Source organism: Vibrio aquimaris, from assembly GCF_009363415.1.
Taxonomy (GTDB): Bacteria; Pseudomonadota; Gammaproteobacteria; order Enterobacterales; family Vibrionaceae; genus Vibrio; species Vibrio aquimaris.
Window position 1 is genome coordinate 564,975 of sequence record NZ_CP045350.1, and the last position, 16,841, is coordinate 581,815.

The 16,841-nt window shown below is 42.6% G+C and carries 16 protein-coding genes; 12 read left to right on the forward strand and 4 right to left on the reverse strand.

Annotated elements, in window-relative coordinates; genetic code table 11:
* Positions 1–284 precede the first annotated feature (284 nt).
* A complete protein-coding gene (gene nhaR, locus FIV01_RS02645; RefSeq protein ID WP_152431637.1) occupies positions 285–1,175 on the forward strand; it encodes a transcriptional activator NhaR in 891 nt (296 codons plus the stop codon).
* 122 nt (positions 1,176–1,297) lie between these two features.
* Complete coding sequence (locus FIV01_RS02650; RefSeq protein WP_152429605.1) at positions 1,298–1,606, forward strand: ArsR/SmtB family transcription factor; 309 nt, start codon at positions 1,298–1,300, stop codon at positions 1,604–1,606.
* A gap of 69 nt (positions 1,607–1,675) precedes the next feature.
* On the opposite strand, the gene rpsT is transcribed toward FIV01_RS02650, so the two are convergent.
* A complete protein-coding gene (rpsT, locus tag FIV01_RS02655) occupies positions 1,676–1,936 on the reverse strand; it encodes a 30S ribosomal protein S20 (RefSeq protein WP_004410238.1) in 261 nt (86 codons plus the stop codon).
* Positions 1,937–2,196: 260 nt separating this feature from the next.
* Here rpsT and murJ point away from each other — a divergent pair, with 260 nt between their 5' ends.
* The 6 genes from murJ to ispH all read left to right on the forward strand — a co-directional run bounded on the left by murJ (position 2,197) and on the right by ispH (position 9,771).
* Positions 2,197–3,756, forward strand: coding sequence for a murein biosynthesis integral membrane protein MurJ (murJ, locus tag FIV01_RS02660; protein ID WP_152429606.1), 1,560 nt, complete (start codon positions 2,197–2,199; stop codon positions 3,754–3,756).
* A 75-nt stretch (positions 3,757–3,831) separates the two neighbouring features.
* Positions 3,832–4,776, forward strand: coding sequence for a bifunctional riboflavin kinase/FAD synthetase (gene ribF, locus FIV01_RS02665; protein ID WP_152429607.1), 945 nt, complete (start codon positions 3,832–3,834; stop codon positions 4,774–4,776).
* Positions 4,777–4,831: 55 nt separating this feature from the next.
* Positions 4,832–7,660, forward strand: coding sequence for an isoleucine--tRNA ligase (ileS, locus tag FIV01_RS02670; protein WP_152429608.1), 2,829 nt, complete (start codon positions 4,832–4,834; stop codon positions 7,658–7,660).
* 80 nt (positions 7,661–7,740) lie between these two features.
* Positions 7,741–8,253, forward strand: a complete 513-nt coding sequence (gene lspA / locus FIV01_RS02675; RefSeq protein WP_152429609.1) for a signal peptidase II — start codon at positions 7,741–7,743, stop codon at positions 8,251–8,253.
* A 94-nt stretch (positions 8,254–8,347) separates the two neighbouring features.
* Entirely contained in the window at positions 8,348–8,779 is a 432-nt protein-coding gene (gene fkpB, locus FIV01_RS02680; RefSeq protein ID WP_152429610.1) for an FKBP-type peptidyl-prolyl cis-trans isomerase, read from the forward strand.
* Between the two features lie 26 nt (positions 8,780–8,805).
* Positions 8,806–9,771, forward strand: a complete 966-nt coding sequence (gene ispH / locus FIV01_RS02685) for a 4-hydroxy-3-methylbut-2-enyl diphosphate reductase (protein ID WP_172971805.1) — start codon at positions 8,806–8,808, stop codon at positions 9,769–9,771.
* Positions 9,772–9,841: 70 nt separating this feature from the next.
* Here ispH and FIV01_RS02690 read toward each other — a convergent pair whose 3' ends face one another.
* Entirely contained in the window at positions 9,842–11,320 is a 1,479-nt protein-coding gene (locus FIV01_RS02690) for a carbon starvation CstA family protein (RefSeq protein WP_152429612.1), read from the reverse strand.
* A 220-nt stretch (positions 11,321–11,540) separates the two neighbouring features.
* Between FIV01_RS02690 and FIV01_RS02695 the strand changes: the two genes are divergently transcribed.
* On the forward strand, positions 11,541–11,882 hold the full coding sequence (locus tag FIV01_RS02695) for a DUF2799 domain-containing protein (protein ID WP_152429613.1): 342 nt from the start codon (positions 11,541–11,543) through the stop codon (positions 11,880–11,882).
* A gap of 108 nt (positions 11,883–11,990) precedes the next feature.
* Entirely contained in the window at positions 11,991–12,263 is a 273-nt protein-coding gene (locus FIV01_RS02700; RefSeq protein WP_152429614.1) for a hypothetical protein, read from the forward strand.
* A 49-nt stretch (positions 12,264–12,312) separates the two neighbouring features.
* Here the strand turns inward: FIV01_RS02700 and murQ are convergent, their stop codons facing one another.
* Positions 12,313–13,242 carry an N-acetylmuramic acid 6-phosphate etherase gene (gene murQ / locus FIV01_RS02705; RefSeq protein WP_152429615.1) on the reverse strand — a complete coding sequence of 310 codons (930 nt, stop codon included), beginning with the start codon at positions 13,240–13,242 and terminating at the stop codon, positions 12,313–12,315.
* A gap of 24 nt (positions 13,243–13,266) precedes the next feature.
* Complete coding sequence (locus tag FIV01_RS02710; protein WP_152429616.1) at positions 13,267–14,376, reverse strand: anhydro-N-acetylmuramic acid kinase; 1,110 nt, start codon at positions 14,374–14,376, stop codon at positions 13,267–13,269.
* A gap of 266 nt (positions 14,377–14,642) precedes the next feature.
* On the opposite strand from FIV01_RS02710, the gene nagZ reads away from it, so the two are divergent.
* Complete coding sequence (gene nagZ / locus FIV01_RS02715) at positions 14,643–15,626, forward strand: beta-N-acetylhexosaminidase (RefSeq protein WP_152429617.1); 984 nt, start codon at positions 14,643–14,645, stop codon at positions 15,624–15,626.
* Between the two features lie 138 nt (positions 15,627–15,764).
* Positions 15,765–16,838, forward strand: coding sequence for a 3-deoxy-7-phosphoheptulonate synthase (locus FIV01_RS02720; protein ID WP_152429618.1), 1,074 nt, complete (start codon positions 15,765–15,767; stop codon positions 16,836–16,838).
* Positions 16,839–16,841: the final 3 nt, after the last annotated feature.

The window sequence follows — 16,841 nt, forward strand, 5'->3', positions numbered from 1 at the left end:
TGTCATTAATATTACAGTTATATGTTGCAGTGATTTTTTGCTTATTAAGAAGCTTATGTGTTTTTTAGTTATTGATTTTATTGAGTATTTTTATTTAAACTTTCTCTGGTTAGAATTTAAAAACAAAGTTTTGTGATGCAGGTTACTCCTTATTGTCATTCTAGGTGAAGTAGACTTCGCCTTATTCATGCTTATTCTCGTGTTTATTTCGGTTTTTTCGAATGCTTGTTGTCATAAACCGGTTCTGCTATAACCGATAACGATATTGAAAGCAGAGAGAGATGATGTCGCATTTAAATTACAATCACCTTTACTACTTTTGGATGGTATGTAACCAAGGGTCAGTAACAAAAGCGGCTGATGCCCTATTTCTTACTCCCCAAACAGTAACCGGGCAAATAAAGGCATTGGAAGAGCGCATGGGAGGTAAGTTAACCAAACGCAGTGGCCGAGGCATTGAACCTACTGAGTTAGGACAACTGGTTTTTAAATATGCGGAGCGTATGTTTGGTCTTAGTTACGAGATGTTAGATATCGTTAATTACAGCCAGCGAGCCAATATGTTGTTTGATGTTGGGGTTGCGGATGCTTTATCTAAACGCTTAGTAAGTAAGGTTCTAATGACAGCTGTGCCACCTGATAATAGTATCCACTTACGGTGTTTTGAATCGACCCATGAAATGCTGCTTGAGCAATTATCTCAACATAAGCTCGATATGATTTTATCTGACTGCCCCGTTGATTCAAGTCAGCTACCAGGTTTATACAGTAAAAAGCTTGGGGAATGTCATATGGGTTTTTTCTCTAATGGCGATACTGGGGGGCTATCGTTTCCAGCGGTACTAGAGGAGAAAAAACTATTGATACCTGGTAGTCGAACAGCAATGGGGAGAAAAGTATTACAGTGGTTTGATTATCAAGGACTACAACCTAATATTTTAGGAGAGTTTGATGATGCGGCCTTAATGAAATCATTCTCACGTTATCACTCAGATGTGATTTTTTTGGCGCCTTCTCTTTATATGTCTGAAGTTGAGAATGATCTGCCTTTACGACTGATAGAGCATGTAAAAGAACTTAAAGAAGAATATTACGTTATTTTTGCGGAACGTATGATTCAACACCCTTCGGTAAAGAATGTATGTGATGCTGATTTTACGGATCTATTCCAGTAGTAATATTTCTGGTTCTAACAAATAGATTACTTGATGCAAATAGATTAGTATCGGCTTTGTGAATGTATCAATATGTAAATGACAGGCTTGATATTTTATGGTGTTTTAAGAGGTGCTAGCCGATGAATTTAAAAGAAATGGAAAAAAATTCTGCCAAAGCGGTGGTACTACTCAAAGCCATGGCAAATGAAAGACGCCTGCAAATTTTATGCTTATTGCATAATCAAGAACTTTCTGTTGGCGAGTTATGTAGTCAGTTAGAGTTAAGCCAATCGGCATTATCGCAGCATTTAGCATGGTTGCGTCGTGATGGTTTAGTGAACACTCGCAAAGAGGCTCAAACCGTGTTTTACACGTTAAGCAGTGAAGAAGTTAAGTCAATGATACACCTTCTGCATAGTATATATTGCGCAGAGGCGGCAGACGTCTGAACTTAGCTTTCTCGGATATAAAAAAACCGGCCTAGGCCGGTTTTTTTCGCTAAAGGAATCAGAGCTTTATTACAGAGCTTTGATTGCAGCAGCGAAACGAGACTTGTGGCGAGCAGCTTTATTCTTATGAATAAGGCCTTTAGTTGCCATACGGTCTAGGATTGGTGTAACTGTAGCGAAAGCTTCAGTTGCAGCAGCTTTGTCGCCTGCTTCGATAGCAGCAACAGTTTTCTTCATGTAAGTGCGCATCATTGAACGACGGCTAGCATTGTGCTGGCGACGTTTCTCAGCTTGGATAGCGCGCTTCTTAGCAGATTTACTATTTGCCAAGGGTCTAACTCCCAAAAACTTAAGTTCGGTGACAATTTAAGGGCGAGGAATATCCCCTATTTGCGCTTAAATGTCAAATGATTTGTGCAAAAACCAATCGAAGCCAAACAAATTTTGGATCAGAGGGGTCTTCACGGTTAAGATGGCGGGGATTCTATCAGTATTTTTTTTTCATTGCTAATACTAATCTACTCTAGCGCTGACATTCGCGTTATAGAGTGGAGGTCAATTATTAGTATTACAGGACTTTCGAGGTAGCTGTGAGTAAACGTCTACTCCAATCAGGACTAATTGTTAGTGCTATGACTTTTGTCTCTCGTGTGCTGGGTTTGGTACGCGATGTCGTTGTGGCCAATTTAATGGGGGCTGGCGCCAGTGCGGATGTGTTCTTTTTTGCCAATAAAATTCCCAACTTTCTGCGTCGTTTATTTGCAGAGGGCGCTTTCTCTCAGGCGTTTGTACCCGTATTAACGGAATATCATGCAACCGGTGATATGGATAAAACTCGCCAGTTAATAGCGAGAGCTGCGGGCACGTTAGGTGTTTTAGTGTCTATCGTCACCGTCTTAGGCGTTTTATGCTCAGGCGCTGTGACCGCTTTATTTGGCTTTGGCTGGTTTCTTGATTGGGTTAATGGTGGCCCTTCTGCCGGAAAATTTGAATTGGCGAGCTTTATGCTTAAGATCACTTTTCCTTATCTTTGGTTCATTACCTTTGTTGCTTTGTCAGGCGCGATCTTAAATACCTTAGGGAAATTTGCCGTCTCTTCCTTTTCGCCTGTTTTCCTAAATGTAATGATCATTTTATCGGCATGGTATATCTCGCCTAATATCTCTCAGCCTGAGGTAGGCTTGGCGATTGGTGTTTTTCTGGGCGGCCTAGTGCAGTTTCTATTTCAAATTCCCTTTTTAGTTAAAGCTGGGGTGTTTGTTAAGCCTGCTTGGGGGTGGAAGGATCCAGGAGTGGTTAAAATTCGGACTCTGATGATCCCCGCTCTATTTGGTGTGTCGGTCAGTCAGATAAATTTACTGTTTGATACCTTTATTGCCAGCTTCTTACAAACGGGGTCAATTAGTTGGCTTTATTATTCAGATCGCTTACTTGAATTCCCTTTAGGCTTGTTTGGTATCGCTATTGCTACCGTCATTTTACCTGCTTTGTCGCGAAAGCACGTAGATTCTCATAGTGTTGGCTTTTCTCAGACTATGGATTGGGGAGTTCGCATGGTCGTCTTGCTCGGTGTTCCAGCCACGTTGGGCTTGATGGTGCTAGCTAAGCCTATGCTAATGGTCCTTTTTATGCGTGGTGAGTTTAGTCCTATGGACGTTGAACGTGCCTCCATGTCTTTGATGGCTTACGCCTCTGGCCTGCTTAATTTTATGCTGATTAAGGTTCTCGCTCCGGGTTACTACTCGCGCCAAGATACTAAAACACCTGTTAAGTACGGAATTATCGCCATGGTAACCAATATGGTGTTTAACGCTATATTCGCTTGGTTTTATGGGTATGTTGGTCTAGCTATTGCTACGGCATTATCTGCTTTTGTGAATATGTCTTTGTTATATCGAGGTCTCCATCTGGCTGAAGTGTATCAATTGACTCGACGAACTATGGCTTTTATTGTCAAATCGATCATTGCTGGTGGTTTGATGGCTGGTGCTATTTTATGGCAACTAGAAGATATTTCAGTTTGGTTAAATTGGAGCTTATCTAATCGAGTTATTTGGTTATTCCTTTTGATCGGCGCAGGCGCTGCGGTTTATGTCATTTCGCTTTTGATTATGGGTCTTCGTTTAAAAGACTTAAAAGCCGCGACATAGCAATGATGATTAGTATATAATCTGTCGGTTTCACGTAGTATTAAATTTGAAACCAATAGGACTTAGACGCGCTGAATGGAATTGATTCGAGGTATCCACAATATCAAAGCACATCATGCGGGGTGTGTTCTGACGATAGGTAACTTTGATGGAGTACACCTTGGCCATCAGGTTGTTTTGAATAAACTATCTGATAAGGCGAAAGAAATCGGTTTGCCCTCGACAGTCATGACGTTTGAACCACAGCCATTGGAGCTGTTTGCCAAAGATAAAGCGCCTGCTCGATTAACTCGTTTGAGAGATAAGTTTACTCAATTAGATAAACTCGATATTAGCCGCCTGCTGTGTGTCAATTTCAACCATGGTTTTGCTAATCAAACTGCCCAAGACTTTATTAGTGACTTGTTGGTAAGGCGATTGGGTGTTAAGTTTCTGGTCGTTGGAGATGATTTTTGCTTTGGTCGAGAGCGGCAAGGTAACTTTGCAATGTTACAAGCAGCCGGGAAGGAACATGGTTTCGATGTGGTGAATACCCATAGCTTTTGTCTGCAGCAGCTGCGTATCAGCAGTACGGCAATACGAGAAGCTTTAGCGAGTGATAACCTACCACTCGCTTCAAAGATGCTGGGGCGAAATTACAGCATCAGTGGCAGAGTCGCTCATGGGAGAAAGCTAGGCAGAACCATAGGTTTTCCTACCGCGAACATTCCACTTAAACGCTGCGTCTCACCAGTCGCAGGAGTGTATACGGTTCATGTTCTTGGCCTAGACGAGCAGCCGATAGGTGGTGTTGCAAATATAGGTACTCGACCAACGGTGAAGGGTATTCGCCAGCAACTAGAAGTGCATCTGTTTGACTTTGATGCGAATTTATACGGCAAACAGCTTGAAATTGTTCTGCTGAATAAAATTCGAGATGAGCAAAAATTTGAGTCTTTTGACTTACTAAAACAACAAATTAAATTGGATGCTGAAGCAGCAAGGGTGTGGCTGCGTCGGTATAAAGACCAAGCGGTTTAGTTCGCTGTTTGGCATAATGTCTAACTGTCACCCAACACAACGGAATTAAGAATCGATGAGTGAGTATAAAGATACCCTGAACCTTCCTGAAACAGGGTTTCCGATGCGTGGCAATCTGGCTAATCGTGAGCCAGAAATGCTTGAGCGTTGGTACAAAGAAGACCTTTACGGTGAAATCCGTAAAGCGAAGAAAGGCAAAAAATCTTTCGTTCTACACGATGGCCCCCCTTATGCGAATGGTGACATTCACATTGGCCACGCACTAAATAAGATTCTTAAAGACATTATTATTAAATCCAAAACACTTTCTGGTTTTGACGCGCCATACATTCCCGGTTGGGATTGTCATGGCCTACCAATTGAACTAATGGTAGAAAAAAAGAAAGGCAAGCCGGGACAAAAAATCTCTTCAGCTGAATTTCGTGAAGAATGCCGTAAGTATGCGGCAGGCCAAGTGGAAGGCCAAAAAGAGAGCTTTAAGCGCCTTGGTATTATGGGTGAGTGGGATAAACCATACCGCACCATGGATTTTGCGACTGAAGCTAATATCATTCGTGCACTCGGTAAGATTACCGACAATGGCCACCTGCTAAAAGGCTTTAAACCCGTTCATTGGTGTACAGACTGTGGTAGTGCACTCGCTGAAGCAGAAGTTGAGTATAAAGATAAAGTCTCCCCATCTATCGACGTGCGTTTTAAAGCCAGCGATGAGGCGGCTCTACTGTCTAAGTTTTCATTGACTGAAGGGCATGAAGGCAAAGGTGATATTTCCATCGTTATTTGGACCACAACACCTTGGACTCTACCTGCAAACCGAGCAGTATGTCTGCGTGATGATCTTGAGTATGTTCTAGTGCAAGTCGAAGGGGACAACCCGGAGCGAATCATAGTGGCTTCTGAGCTTGCCAAAGACGTCATGGATCGCTTTGGTGTTGAGCATTATCACAACCTAGGCTTTGCTACAGGAAGTGATCTTGAGCTGTCTAAGTTTGATCACCCTTTTTATGATTTTAGCGTACCGGCTATCCTTGGTGATCATGTCACCACTGAGTCTGGTACAGGTGTTGTTCATACTGCCCCAGGTCATGGTCAAGAAGACTTTGCAGTGGGTAACAAATATGATTTAGAAGTAGCAAACCCTGTTGGCTCTAACGGTGTTTACCTTCCAGATACTGAGCTGTTTGCTGGTCAACATGTGTTTAAAGCCAATGATGCTGTTGTTGAAACGCTAAAAGAAAAGGGCGCTTTACTTCATCACCATGCTTATGAACATAGCTATCCACATTGTTGGCGCCATAAAACCCCTATTATTTTCCGCGCGACACCGCAATGGTTTGTTTCTATGGATCAAGCTGGTCTACGCAACAAAGCGCTTGAATCTATCAAAGGCGTTGAATGGATGCCTGAATGGGGACAGAGCCGTATTGAAGGCATGATTGAAGGCCGTCCTGAGTGGTGTATCTCTCGTCAACGTACTTGGGGTGTGCCGATAGCACTGTTTGTTCATAAAGAAACGGCTGAGCTTCACCCAAATACATCAGAGCTGATTGAACAAGTTGCCAAGTTAGTTGAACAAAAAGGTATTCAAGCATGGTGGGACCTGGAAATTTCAGATTTACTCGGTGATGATGCAGCCAAGTACGAAAAAGTGTTAGATACGCTCGACGTATGGTTTGATTCAGGCGTGACTCACTATTCTGTTGTTGATGCTCGTGAAGAATACAATGGTCATAGCGCAGACTTATACCTTGAAGGTTCTGACCAACACCGAGGTTGGTTCCAGTCGTCGCTCATATCGTCGATAGCGATGAAGGGGGAAGCGCCATACAAACAAGTTCTAACCCATGGATTTGTGGTTGACGGTCAAGGCCGTAAAATGTCTAAATCTATTGGTAATGTTGTTGCTCCGAAAGATGTGACTAACAAGCTCGGTGCGGATATTTTGCGCTTATGGGTAGCATCAACGGATTATACTGGCGAAGTGGCCGTTTCTGATGAAATTTTAAAACGCAGCGCGGACGCTTATCGCCGTATTCGTAACACAGCTCGATTCTTCTTAGCCAACCTTAGTGGCTTTAATCCTGAAACGGATATTGTTGCAGCAGAAGATATGGTGGCGTTAGATCGCTGGGCTGTAGGGCGTGCGCTTGCAGCCCAAGAAGAAATCGTTAAAGCTTACGATGAGTATAATACTCATGCGGTAACACAGCGTCTAATGCAATTCTGCTCGATCGAAATGGGTTCTTTCTACCTCGATATCATTAAAGATCGCCAGTACACAGCCAAGCGTGGCGGGCATGCTCAGCGCAGCTGTCAAACGGCGCTTTACTATATTGTTGAAGCTCTGGTTCGCTGGATGACACCTATTATGTCATTTACTGCAGACGAAATTTGGAACGAGATGCCAGGTAAACGTGACAAGTTTGTTTTTACAGGCGAATGGTTTGATGGTTTGTTTGGCCTTGCCGATGGTGAAGCACTAAATAATGAATTTTGGTCTGACATTCAGACTATTAGAGGCTCAGTAAATAAACTGCTAGAAGCCGCTCGAAATGACAAAACCATAGGTAGTGCATTGCAGGCTTCAGTGATTTTATACGCTGATGATGCTATTGCAGATAAAGTAAACAAGCTGGCCAACGAGTTGCGTTTTGTGTTGCTCACTTCAGCAGCGCTTGTAAGACCTATCAGTGAAAAATCTGATGCAGCACAGGCTACCGATATTGAGGGGCTATTTGTTGAGGTGTCAGTGGTAGATGCAGAAAAGTGTGATCGTTGCTGGCATCATTCACCTGATGTAGGCAGCATTGAGGGCCATGAAAAAATTTGTGGTCGCTGCGTATCTAACGTGGAAGGAGAGGGTGAAGTTCGTAAATTCGCTTAACAAGCGAATATTACTGTCACTTGGAACTTTTTAGTCAGTCTATAGCCCCAGTCTTTACTGGGGCTAGTTTTAGGAATGGTATGAACGAACAAGCATTAACTCTTAAAAATTCAGGAGTGCGCTGGCTGTGGGTTGCCATGGTTATTTTTCTGATGGACATCGGTATTAAACTCTTAGTCATGGATACCATGGGATATGGTTGGGCTAATCGAATCGAGGTGTTACCTTTTTTTAATTTACTCTACGTTCATAACTATGGGGCTGCATTTAGCTTTTTAAGTGATCAAGCGGGTTGGCAACGCTGGTTATTTACCGGTATTGCTTTTGGGGTTACGGGTCTACTCACCTATTGGATGAGTAAACTTTCTGCCAAAGAGAAATGGAATAACATTGCTTATGCTCTAATCATTGGCGGAGCAGTCGGTAATGTATTTGATCGCGTTGTACATGGTTTTGTGGTCGACTACTTGGACTTCTTCTGGGGAAGTTATCATTGGCCTGCGTTCAACCTTGCCGATAGTGCAATTTGTATTGGCGCAGTAATGATTATTCTGGATGGCTTTCGTAACAAGAAAGGTCAAGAGACGGATTAAATTTACGCTTATTACTTCTGGTAAATAAGTGATGCGTTTATGCTTGAGCTCTCTGTAAATTGAGAAATCTAAATAGTATCAAGGAAATAATATTGTGACGACGATTGTCCAACAATCTGCAGTGACCCTGCATTTTACGATCAAACTTCAAGATGGTTCTGTCGCAGATAGTACCTATAACATGGGCAAACCAGCTAAGTTCGTTATGGGTGATGGCAGTCTGAGTGAAAACTTTGAACAATGTTTGCTGGGTTTGAAGGTCGGGGATCAGAAGACCGTTGAGCTGCAAGCTAAAGATGCATTTGGTGCTCCAAATCCAGACAATGTCCACCATATGGACCGAGCTAAGTTTGTCGGTGATGCAGAAGTGGAAATTGGAACAGTTATGGCATTTTCCGGCCCCGATGGCGTGGAAATTCCGGGAATCATTACTGAAATCGCAGGTGATTCAGTAACGGTAGACTTTAATCACCCTCTAGCTGGTCAAGATGTGACTTTTGAAGTTGAGATTTTGTCAGTAGAATAATGAACTGAAGTAATAATAGACTCATTATGAGCGATGAAATGAAAATTCTTTTAGCTAACCCTCGTGGGTTTTGTGCAGGTGTCGATCGTGCAATCAGTATTGTCGAGCGTGCATTGGAGCTCTATCAGCCACCGATTTATGTCCGTCATGAAGTCGTTCACAACCGATTTGTTGTGGAAGGGCTGAAGCAAAGAGGCGCTGTTTTTGTTGAAGAGTTGCACGAAGTTCCAGATGATAATATCGTGATTTTTTCTGCTCACGGTGTTTCGCAAGCAGTTCGAAAGGAAGCTAAAGAGAGAGATTTAACGGTTTTTGATGCAACTTGCCCACTAGTAACCAAAGTCCATATGGAGGTTGCGCGCGCGAGCCGTAAGCATATGGAAGTTGTCTTGATTGGCCATGCTGGACATCCTGAAGTCGAAGGAACTATGGGACAATACGCAAGTGATCAGGGTGGTATGTATTTGGTTGAAACACCAGCAGATGTTATTGGTCTTGTCGACAAAGTTAAAGACCCTACTCACCTACACTATGTTAGCCAAACAACCTTGTCTGTTGACGAAACTGCGGATGTGATTGAAGAGCTTCGTAGGGTTTTTCCATATATCCAAGGCCCTCGCAAAGATGATATTTGCTACGCCACGCAAAACCGCCAAGATGCCGTGCGAGATATGGCAGTTGATGTTGATGTTGTGATTGTCGTAGGGTCGAAAAATTCATCTAACTCCACTCGATTAAAGGAATTGTCTGAAAAATTGGGTACACCTAGCTATTTGACCGATTGCCCTGAAGATATCGAGCCTGAATGGTTAGAAGGCAAAGTAAAAGTCGGTGTTACCGCTGGAGCCTCTGCACCGGAAGAGCTTGTGAACAAGATCCTCGAACGAATTCAAGACCTGATTGGCACCCGAACGGTAGAAGAGGTACAAGGTAGAGAAGAAAATATGTTCTTCGAAGTACCGAAAGAGCTGCAAATCAAGCAAGTTGATTAGTCTATCTTGCCGCTCTTCAGCACTTTTCCCTTTACACATATAAAGGCTCCCTCGGAGCCTTTTTTATCTATTATGCTAGTTTTTCGGTTTCAGTATTGCTTTGTTCACCTTTATCTTGCTGAGTCTTTTTTGGAAGCTTAGTGATATAAAGAGTTGCCATAACTGAACAGATGAGACCAACGGCGGTTGATATGTTTATTGCAAGACCCAATCCAAGAGTGCTGCTATTGAGAATAAAACTGATCACAACCGTTGTCATGAAGATCGCGGGAATAGTGGTTACCCAATGGAGTTTATTTTGACGGACTAAGTAAGCTGAAGCTGTCCATAACATCATCACTGCCGTGGTTTGATTCGCGAACCCAAAATATCGCCAAATGATCCCAAAATCGATTTGAGTCAGTATGCCACCGATAATAAAGAGTGGGACAGCTATTATCAGTCGGTTACTGAGTGTTTTCTGCTCCATGTTGAAGTATTCAGCTAATATCAGACGACTTGAACGAAAGGCAGTATCCCCTGAGGTAATTGGCAAAATGACCACTCCCAGAAAAGCCATGACGCCACCAAATACCCCTAGTAAGCCAAAAGACGCACTATAGACAACGTTTCCGGGTCCTCCGGTACTTACCGCTTGTGATAGAGCCTCTAAATTGTCGAAGAAGGACAGAGCAAGTGCGCACCAAATAAGGGCAATGACCCCTTCACCAATCATTGCACCATAAAAGACAAATCGTCCATTGCGCTCATTCTCCATGCAGCGAGCCATGAGTGGCGATTGAGTCGCATGGAAGCCAGATATAGCACCACAAGCAATAGTAATAAATAATGCTGGCCATAGAGGCATATCGTTTGGATTTAGATTGGTAAACATGTCTTTGACATGAAAGCTCCCCATTAGCGTGTGTTCACTTGATAGTGTAACTGCACTGATTAAACCGATAGACATGAAAAGGAGTAAGGCACCGAACAATGGGTAAAACCGACCGATTATTTTATCTACAGGGACGAGGGTAGCGATAATATAATAAATAAAGATCGCGATCACAGTTGTTGTCATGCTAACCGATAGGTTAGTTTGGTCATTGATAAGGTTGGTGATCATACCAGCAGGGGCTGACACGAATACAACACCAACCAGTAGCAGCAAGACAATCGCAAAAATATTCATAAAGTGTTTGGCGCTTTTGCCCAGGTATTTACCAGTAATTGTCGGTATAGATGCCCCACCATTGCGTACCGACAACATACCAGAGAAATAATCGTGTACAGCGCCCGCAAAAATACAGCCAATCACTATCCACAGCATGGCTGCTGGACCATACAAGGCTCCCATTATTGGACCAAAAATAGGGCCTACACCTGCGATATTGAGTAACTGAACTAGATAAACCTTTTTAGTTGACATGGGCACATAATCAACGCCATCAGATTGACTGTGTGCTGGAGTTTGACGTTCGACGTTAATACGGAAAATTTTTTCGATAAATGTCCCATAGAGGAAGTAGCCTCCAATGAGTGCTGCAACACAGCTTAAAAACCAAATCATGATACTTGCTCCACAGTGATAAGTGAGTTATTGAGTTGATATAATACATATCTATGCCAGTAGGTTCTGTTAGCTCGGTTATTGTTCTCAATAAATCCGTTTTTATTACTTTGTTTAGGATTTAGAAAGTTGATTAATAGCGGGTGTTGACGCAAACGTCGGCAATTGACATTATCTCTCTGCACCCGTTAGATACTTGATAAACAAACAAGGATAAATCGTGAAAAAACTGACCCTTCTCATGATCCTAACTACGTTATTCGCGTGTGCGGCGACGACAGAGCAGCTTGTCCAACAAGGTGATTGGTACACGATAGGTTATCAAGATGGTATTCGAGGTAATAATCAGCGTACTATAAACCAGCTTTCTAAATTAGGAAGCACAAAGCATAGTGACTATGAACAAGGCTATATTGTTGGCTTAGAAGAGTTTTGCAATCCTAATCATGCCTACCAAATAGGGCTTACAGGTCAGCACTATGAGGGTGTTTGTGAAGGAACTGAAGGTGCACAAAAGTTTCGTATGGAATGGCAGCGTGGCTGGAATGAGTATTCCAATTGACAACGGTATTTTGGAGTCTTAACAAATTCTAATATAAAAATGGCAAAATAATATTATTGAACTATGTTCATATTGCTCAATGGTGAGCATAAAACAAGGAATAATATTATGTCAACGCATATGGTTGGTGGCTGGAGTCCATTTCATGAACTCACAGAAGAAAATAAAGAAGTATTTGCTAAAGGTATTGAAGGGCTTGTGGGTGTTAAATACTCGCCTTTAGTTGTAGCAACTCAAGTCGTTGCTGGACAAAATTATGCATTTTTCTGTAATGCAGAAGTTGTTTCCCCTGGAGCGCAGCCCTATCCAGCAATGGTTCATATGTTTAGTGATCTTGATGGTAATGTAGGTATTACTCATATTGAACGCTTAGATTACTAAGTCACCAAGACAACCAGCGCCTGATTTAAAGTTGGGCGCTTTACTTATGCTAACTTCTGTTTGTTTGTTCAATGACAGCTTTCCTCAAGTAACCATTTTGAAGGTTTAACTGTTCTTTAGCCGCATCTCTGTCTAGGCCAGTTAATAGCATCAAAATAGCGAGTTTAACGTCATAGTCGGTTTTTTTAAGGGTGTCTTGGGCCTGTTGCTGACTACAATCGGTTGCTTGTATGACAATGCGTGTGGCTCTTGCAACAAGCTTGGCGTTAGTCGCTTTCACATCGACCATTAAATTTTGGTAGCTTTTGCCTAAGCGTATCATGCTTGCTGTTGTCAGCATATTGAGTACGAGCTTTTGTGCCGTTCCTGATTTTAGGCGAGTGGATCCGGTTAATGCTTCTGGTCCAACAATTGGGCATATCGCGATATTGGCAATATTGGCAATCGGAGATTCTGGATTACAAGATAATGCAATGCTTGTTGCGCCTACCTTATTGGCGTAGTCTAACCCGCCAATGACATATGGAGTGCGCCCGCTGGCCGCGATGCCAACTAGTACATCTTGATGGGAAAGTTTAATACCTTTTAAATCTTGCTCTCCTAATGATGGTGAATCCTCTGCTCCTTCTTGAGCTTTTAATATTGCTTCTTTACCACCAGCGATTAATCCAATCACCATATCATCAGAAACGCCAAAGGTTGGTGGGCATTCAGAGGCATCTAATATACCTAAACGACCGCTTGTTCCCGCGCCCATATATATCAGTCGGCCACCAATTTTAAAGGCGTCAGTGATTTTATCGACGGCTCGTGCTATCTGTGCTAAAACTTTCTCGACAGCGAAAGGTACTAGTTTATCTTGCTGGTTAATACGCTCAACAATGTCCAATGATGAAAGGGTATCAATGTCCATGGTATCTGGATTACGACCTTCTGATATTAAATGAGAAAGTGCGTTAATCAATGTGTCGTTTGTCATGGTCTTCCTTATATATCACTAGGTCTAATCGGCAAAATATACGACACCAAGAGAAGCCAAGCGACTTGCCCCCGTGACTTGTGGTATGTTGCTTGGTAGGTTGTGCATGCGGCGATAGGCAAGCCAAGCAAACGCCATCGCTTCAATATTTTGACTATCGATTCCCTCTGATTCTGTTGACTCAACCGACCAGAGCGGTAAAAGCGCCTTCAATCGTTCCATCAATAAAGGGTTCTTAGCACCACCACCACAGACTAGGAGCCTTTGCCGACTATTGTTATCGTATTTTTTAACTTCATTGCAAATGGTTTGAGCTGTATATTCGCATAAAGTTCTTTGTACATCTTCAGCTGAGCATGAGTATTTGTCTAATATCTTGCCTAGCCATGTCAGATTAAACAACTCACGCCCGGTACTCTTGGGAGATGGTTTTGTCAGGTAAGGTTCTGCTAGCAGCTCATCTAATAAAAGAGTGTATACACTCCCTTGCAAGGCAAAAACAGCATCCTTGTCATAAGGTAAATCTTTATGTTTCACACACCAAGCATCCATTAGTAGATTGCCGGGGCCCGTATCATAACCGAGCAAAGGTTGCTCTGGGCTCAGCACAGAAATGTTGGCAATGCCGCCGATATTCAGCACCACAGTGGTGAATTCTTGTGAGCGAAATAGAGCGTCATGAAAGGCTGGGACCAATGGCGCGCCTTGACCTCCCAGTGCGATATCTTTGCGTCTAAAGTCTGCTATGGTAGTAATTCCTGTTCTCGCAGCAATGATATTGGCATCACCCAGTTGTATGGTAAACGGCGCTTTCCCTGTTGGTTGGTGAAAAACCGTTTGACCATGATTACCAATGGCAGTGACTCTTTCTTTATTCACTCCTGTTTCTTTCAGAAGCGCCAGAACGGACTCAGCATAGAGGTGACCTAGTTGATTATCTAATTTACCGAGTTTGGGTAGATCTGTACTTTGGCCAAGGGATACACTTAAGACTTGTTGCTTGATTACATCCGGATATTCAAAGCTTTTAGCCTCAATCAATACCACCTTGTCATCACATATTTCCGTTAATACCACATCGATGCCGTCTAGGCTGGTACCTGACATAATGCCAATGTATTGCTCTTTCTTCATAGATCCCTGTCTTCCCTAGAACACTCTTAGTACATAGTATGCGATGATACAGAAGGAAAAAGCGATAGATAAGGTGTTATTTGATGAGTTATATAGGCTTATTATCTATGAGTTAGAGTGCTGCGTGTTTGTTCAATCAAATCTGGTATTGGCAAGAGAGGCATCAAAGAAAATGCTCTGCCGATAGTGTCGAGATCTTGTTATTATCTTTGTCTCGTTTCTACGATAATACTTTGCTAGTTATTTAAATAATGAGGAACAACGGTATGGGACCTTTATGGCTTGATGTGGAAGGATGTGAATTGACGGCGGAAGATAGAGAAGTTCTACAGCATCCGACAGTAGGAGGTGTCATACTCTTTTCTCGAAATTATTATGATAATGAACAGCTTATAGCGCTGAATGAGTCTATTCGAACCGCCGCTAAGAGGCCTATTTTAATTGGCGTCGATCAGGAAGGGGGAAGAGTACAGCGTTTTAAACAGGGCTTTTCTAACATTCCAGCAGCAGAGCTCTATGCTAAACAGACGCAAGGTGAAAAATTAGCTGAGCAAGGAGGGTGGCTCATGGCCGCTGAATTGATTGCTCATGATATCGACCTTAGTTTTGCTCCGGTGCTCGATAAAGGTCACCAATCAAAAGCGATAGGAAGTCGTTCTTTTGGTGAAAGTATTGATACCATAGTTCGCCATAGCAGCGCATTTATGCGCGGAATGAAGTCTGTGGGAATGTCGACAACAGGGAAACATTTTCCAGGTCATGGTGGGGTAACAGAGGATTCTCACCTTGAAACACCTCACGATAATCGAGAGTCAATCTTTGATCAGGACATGGCAATTTTTGATGCTCAGATAAAAAACAATTTGCTTGATGCCATGATGCCAGCTCATGTCATTTTTCCTCATTATGATCCCAAGCCGGCGAGTGGTTCAGAGTATTGGTTGCAGAAAGTATTAAGAGAACAGTTAGGCTTTAAAGGGATTATTTTTTCTGATGATTTGACCATGGAAGGTGCGGCAGTCATGGGCAATGTTGCAGAGCGTGCGCAAAAGTCATTAGCCGCAGGCTGTGACATGGTACTTGTTTGTAACCAACGTGATGCTCAAGTCGAGGTGTTAGATACTTTGCCAATTAGTCAGGTTACAAAGGCTACGGGTTTGGTTAAGAAGCAATCGTTTAAACTTGACGAGCTTCGTCGTAGTCAAGAATGGAAAAATGCATCAGAGGCGATGAAATACATTCTTGATTGATGGTGTAAATAATTTATTACATAATGTTTTTTTTGATTTACACTTTGAGTTTTTAATAAACACTGATAAGGTATGTTTGTCCTGCCTTGGCAGGTTTGAGGTGAATTGATGTAAATTTAAATGTACAAAAGTGTGAATATGCAAAAAAGTGAATTGAGCAATATAAATATTACCGAAGAGCAGGTGCTTATCACTCCTGAGGAACTTAAAGCAAAGTTACCGCTAAGTGAAAAGGCTCGCCATTTTATTCAACAGTCTCGTCAGACAATATCGGACATTATTCATAAAAAAGATCATCGTTTGTTGGTTGTCTGTGGGCCATGCTCAATTCATGATATCGATGCTGCCAAAGATTATGCGAGGCGCTTGAAAGCACTTTCTGAGCAATTAAATGATCATATTTACCTTGTAATGCGAGTTTATTTTGAAAAGCCTAGAACCACTGTGGGCTGGAAAGGCTTGATTAATGATCCTCAACTTGATGGCTCATTTGATATAGAACAAGGGTTGCATGTCGGCCGAAGACTACTGGTGGATTTGGCTGAAATGGAGATTCCTCTTGCTACTGAAGCTCTCGATCCTATAAGTCCTCAGTACCTTGCTGACACTTTTAGCTGGGCTGCAATTGGTGCGAGAACGACAGAGTCTCAAACTCACCGTGAAATGGCCAGTGGTCTATCAATGCCAATCGGATTTAAAAATGGTACAGACGGCAGCCTATCTACAGCCATAAATGCTATGCAAGCAGCTTCTTCGAGTCACAGATTCATGGGGATCAGCCGTGAAGGGCAAGTGGCATTGCTAACGACCCAGGGGAACACGGATGGCCATGTGATTTTGCGTGGTGGAAAGCAGACCAATTATGATTCAGTATCGGTGACAGAGTGCGAGCAGGAGATGGAAAAAGCAGGATTGTCCCCATCCTTGATGGTTGATTGCAGTCATGCCAACTCTCGTAAAGATTTCCGTCGCCAGCCAATGGTTGCTGAAGATGTGATTCACCAAATCCGAGAGGGTAACAAGTCCATTATAGGCTTGATGATTGAAAGTCATATCAACGAAGGAAATCAAGCTTCGGACATCCCATTTGATCAAATGGAATATGGTGTTTCAATTACCGATGCTTGTATTAATTGGGATGACACTGAAGCATTATTACGTAGAGCACATAGTGAGTTGGTGCCATTTTTGGTGCAAAGAGTTAAAGGTTAGAAG

Bases quoted from the DNA above. Each gene is read 5' to 3' on its own strand.
- lspA (WP_152429609.1), top strand. From the start codon at position 7,741: ATGAACGAACAAGCATTAACTCTTAAAAATTCAGGAGTGCGCTGGCTG.
- FIV01_RS02650 (WP_152429605.1), top strand. From the start codon at position 1,298: ATGAATTTAAAAGAAATGGAAAAAAATTCTGCCAAAGCGGTGGTACTA.
- ispH (WP_172971805.1), top strand. From the start codon at position 8,806: ATGAGCGATGAAATGAAAATTCTTTTAGCTAACCCTCGTGGGTTTTGT.
- FIV01_RS02710 (WP_152429616.1), bottom strand. From the start codon at position 14,376: ATGAAGAAAGAGCAATACATTGGCATTATGTCAGGTACCAGCCTAGAC.
- murQ (WP_152429615.1), bottom strand. From the start codon at position 13,242: ATGACAAACGACACATTGATTAACGCACTTTCTCATTTAATATCAGAA.
- FIV01_RS02690 (WP_152429612.1), bottom strand. From the start codon at position 11,320: ATGATTTGGTTTTTAAGCTGTGTTGCAGCACTCATTGGAGGCTACTTC.
- FIV01_RS02720 (WP_152429618.1), top strand. From the start codon at position 15,765: ATGCAAAAAAGTGAATTGAGCAATATAAATATTACCGAAGAGCAGGTG.
- ileS (WP_152429608.1), top strand. From the start codon at position 4,832: ATGAGTGAGTATAAAGATACCCTGAACCTTCCTGAAACAGGGTTTCCG.
- nhaR (WP_152431637.1), top strand. From the start codon at position 285: ATGTCGCATTTAAATTACAATCACCTTTACTACTTTTGGATGGTATGT.
- ribF (WP_152429607.1), top strand. From the start codon at position 3,832: ATGGAATTGATTCGAGGTATCCACAATATCAAAGCACATCATGCGGGG.
- nagZ (WP_152429617.1), top strand. From the start codon at position 14,643: ATGGGACCTTTATGGCTTGATGTGGAAGGATGTGAATTGACGGCGGAA.
- FIV01_RS02700 (WP_152429614.1), top strand. From the start codon at position 11,991: ATGTCAACGCATATGGTTGGTGGCTGGAGTCCATTTCATGAACTCACA.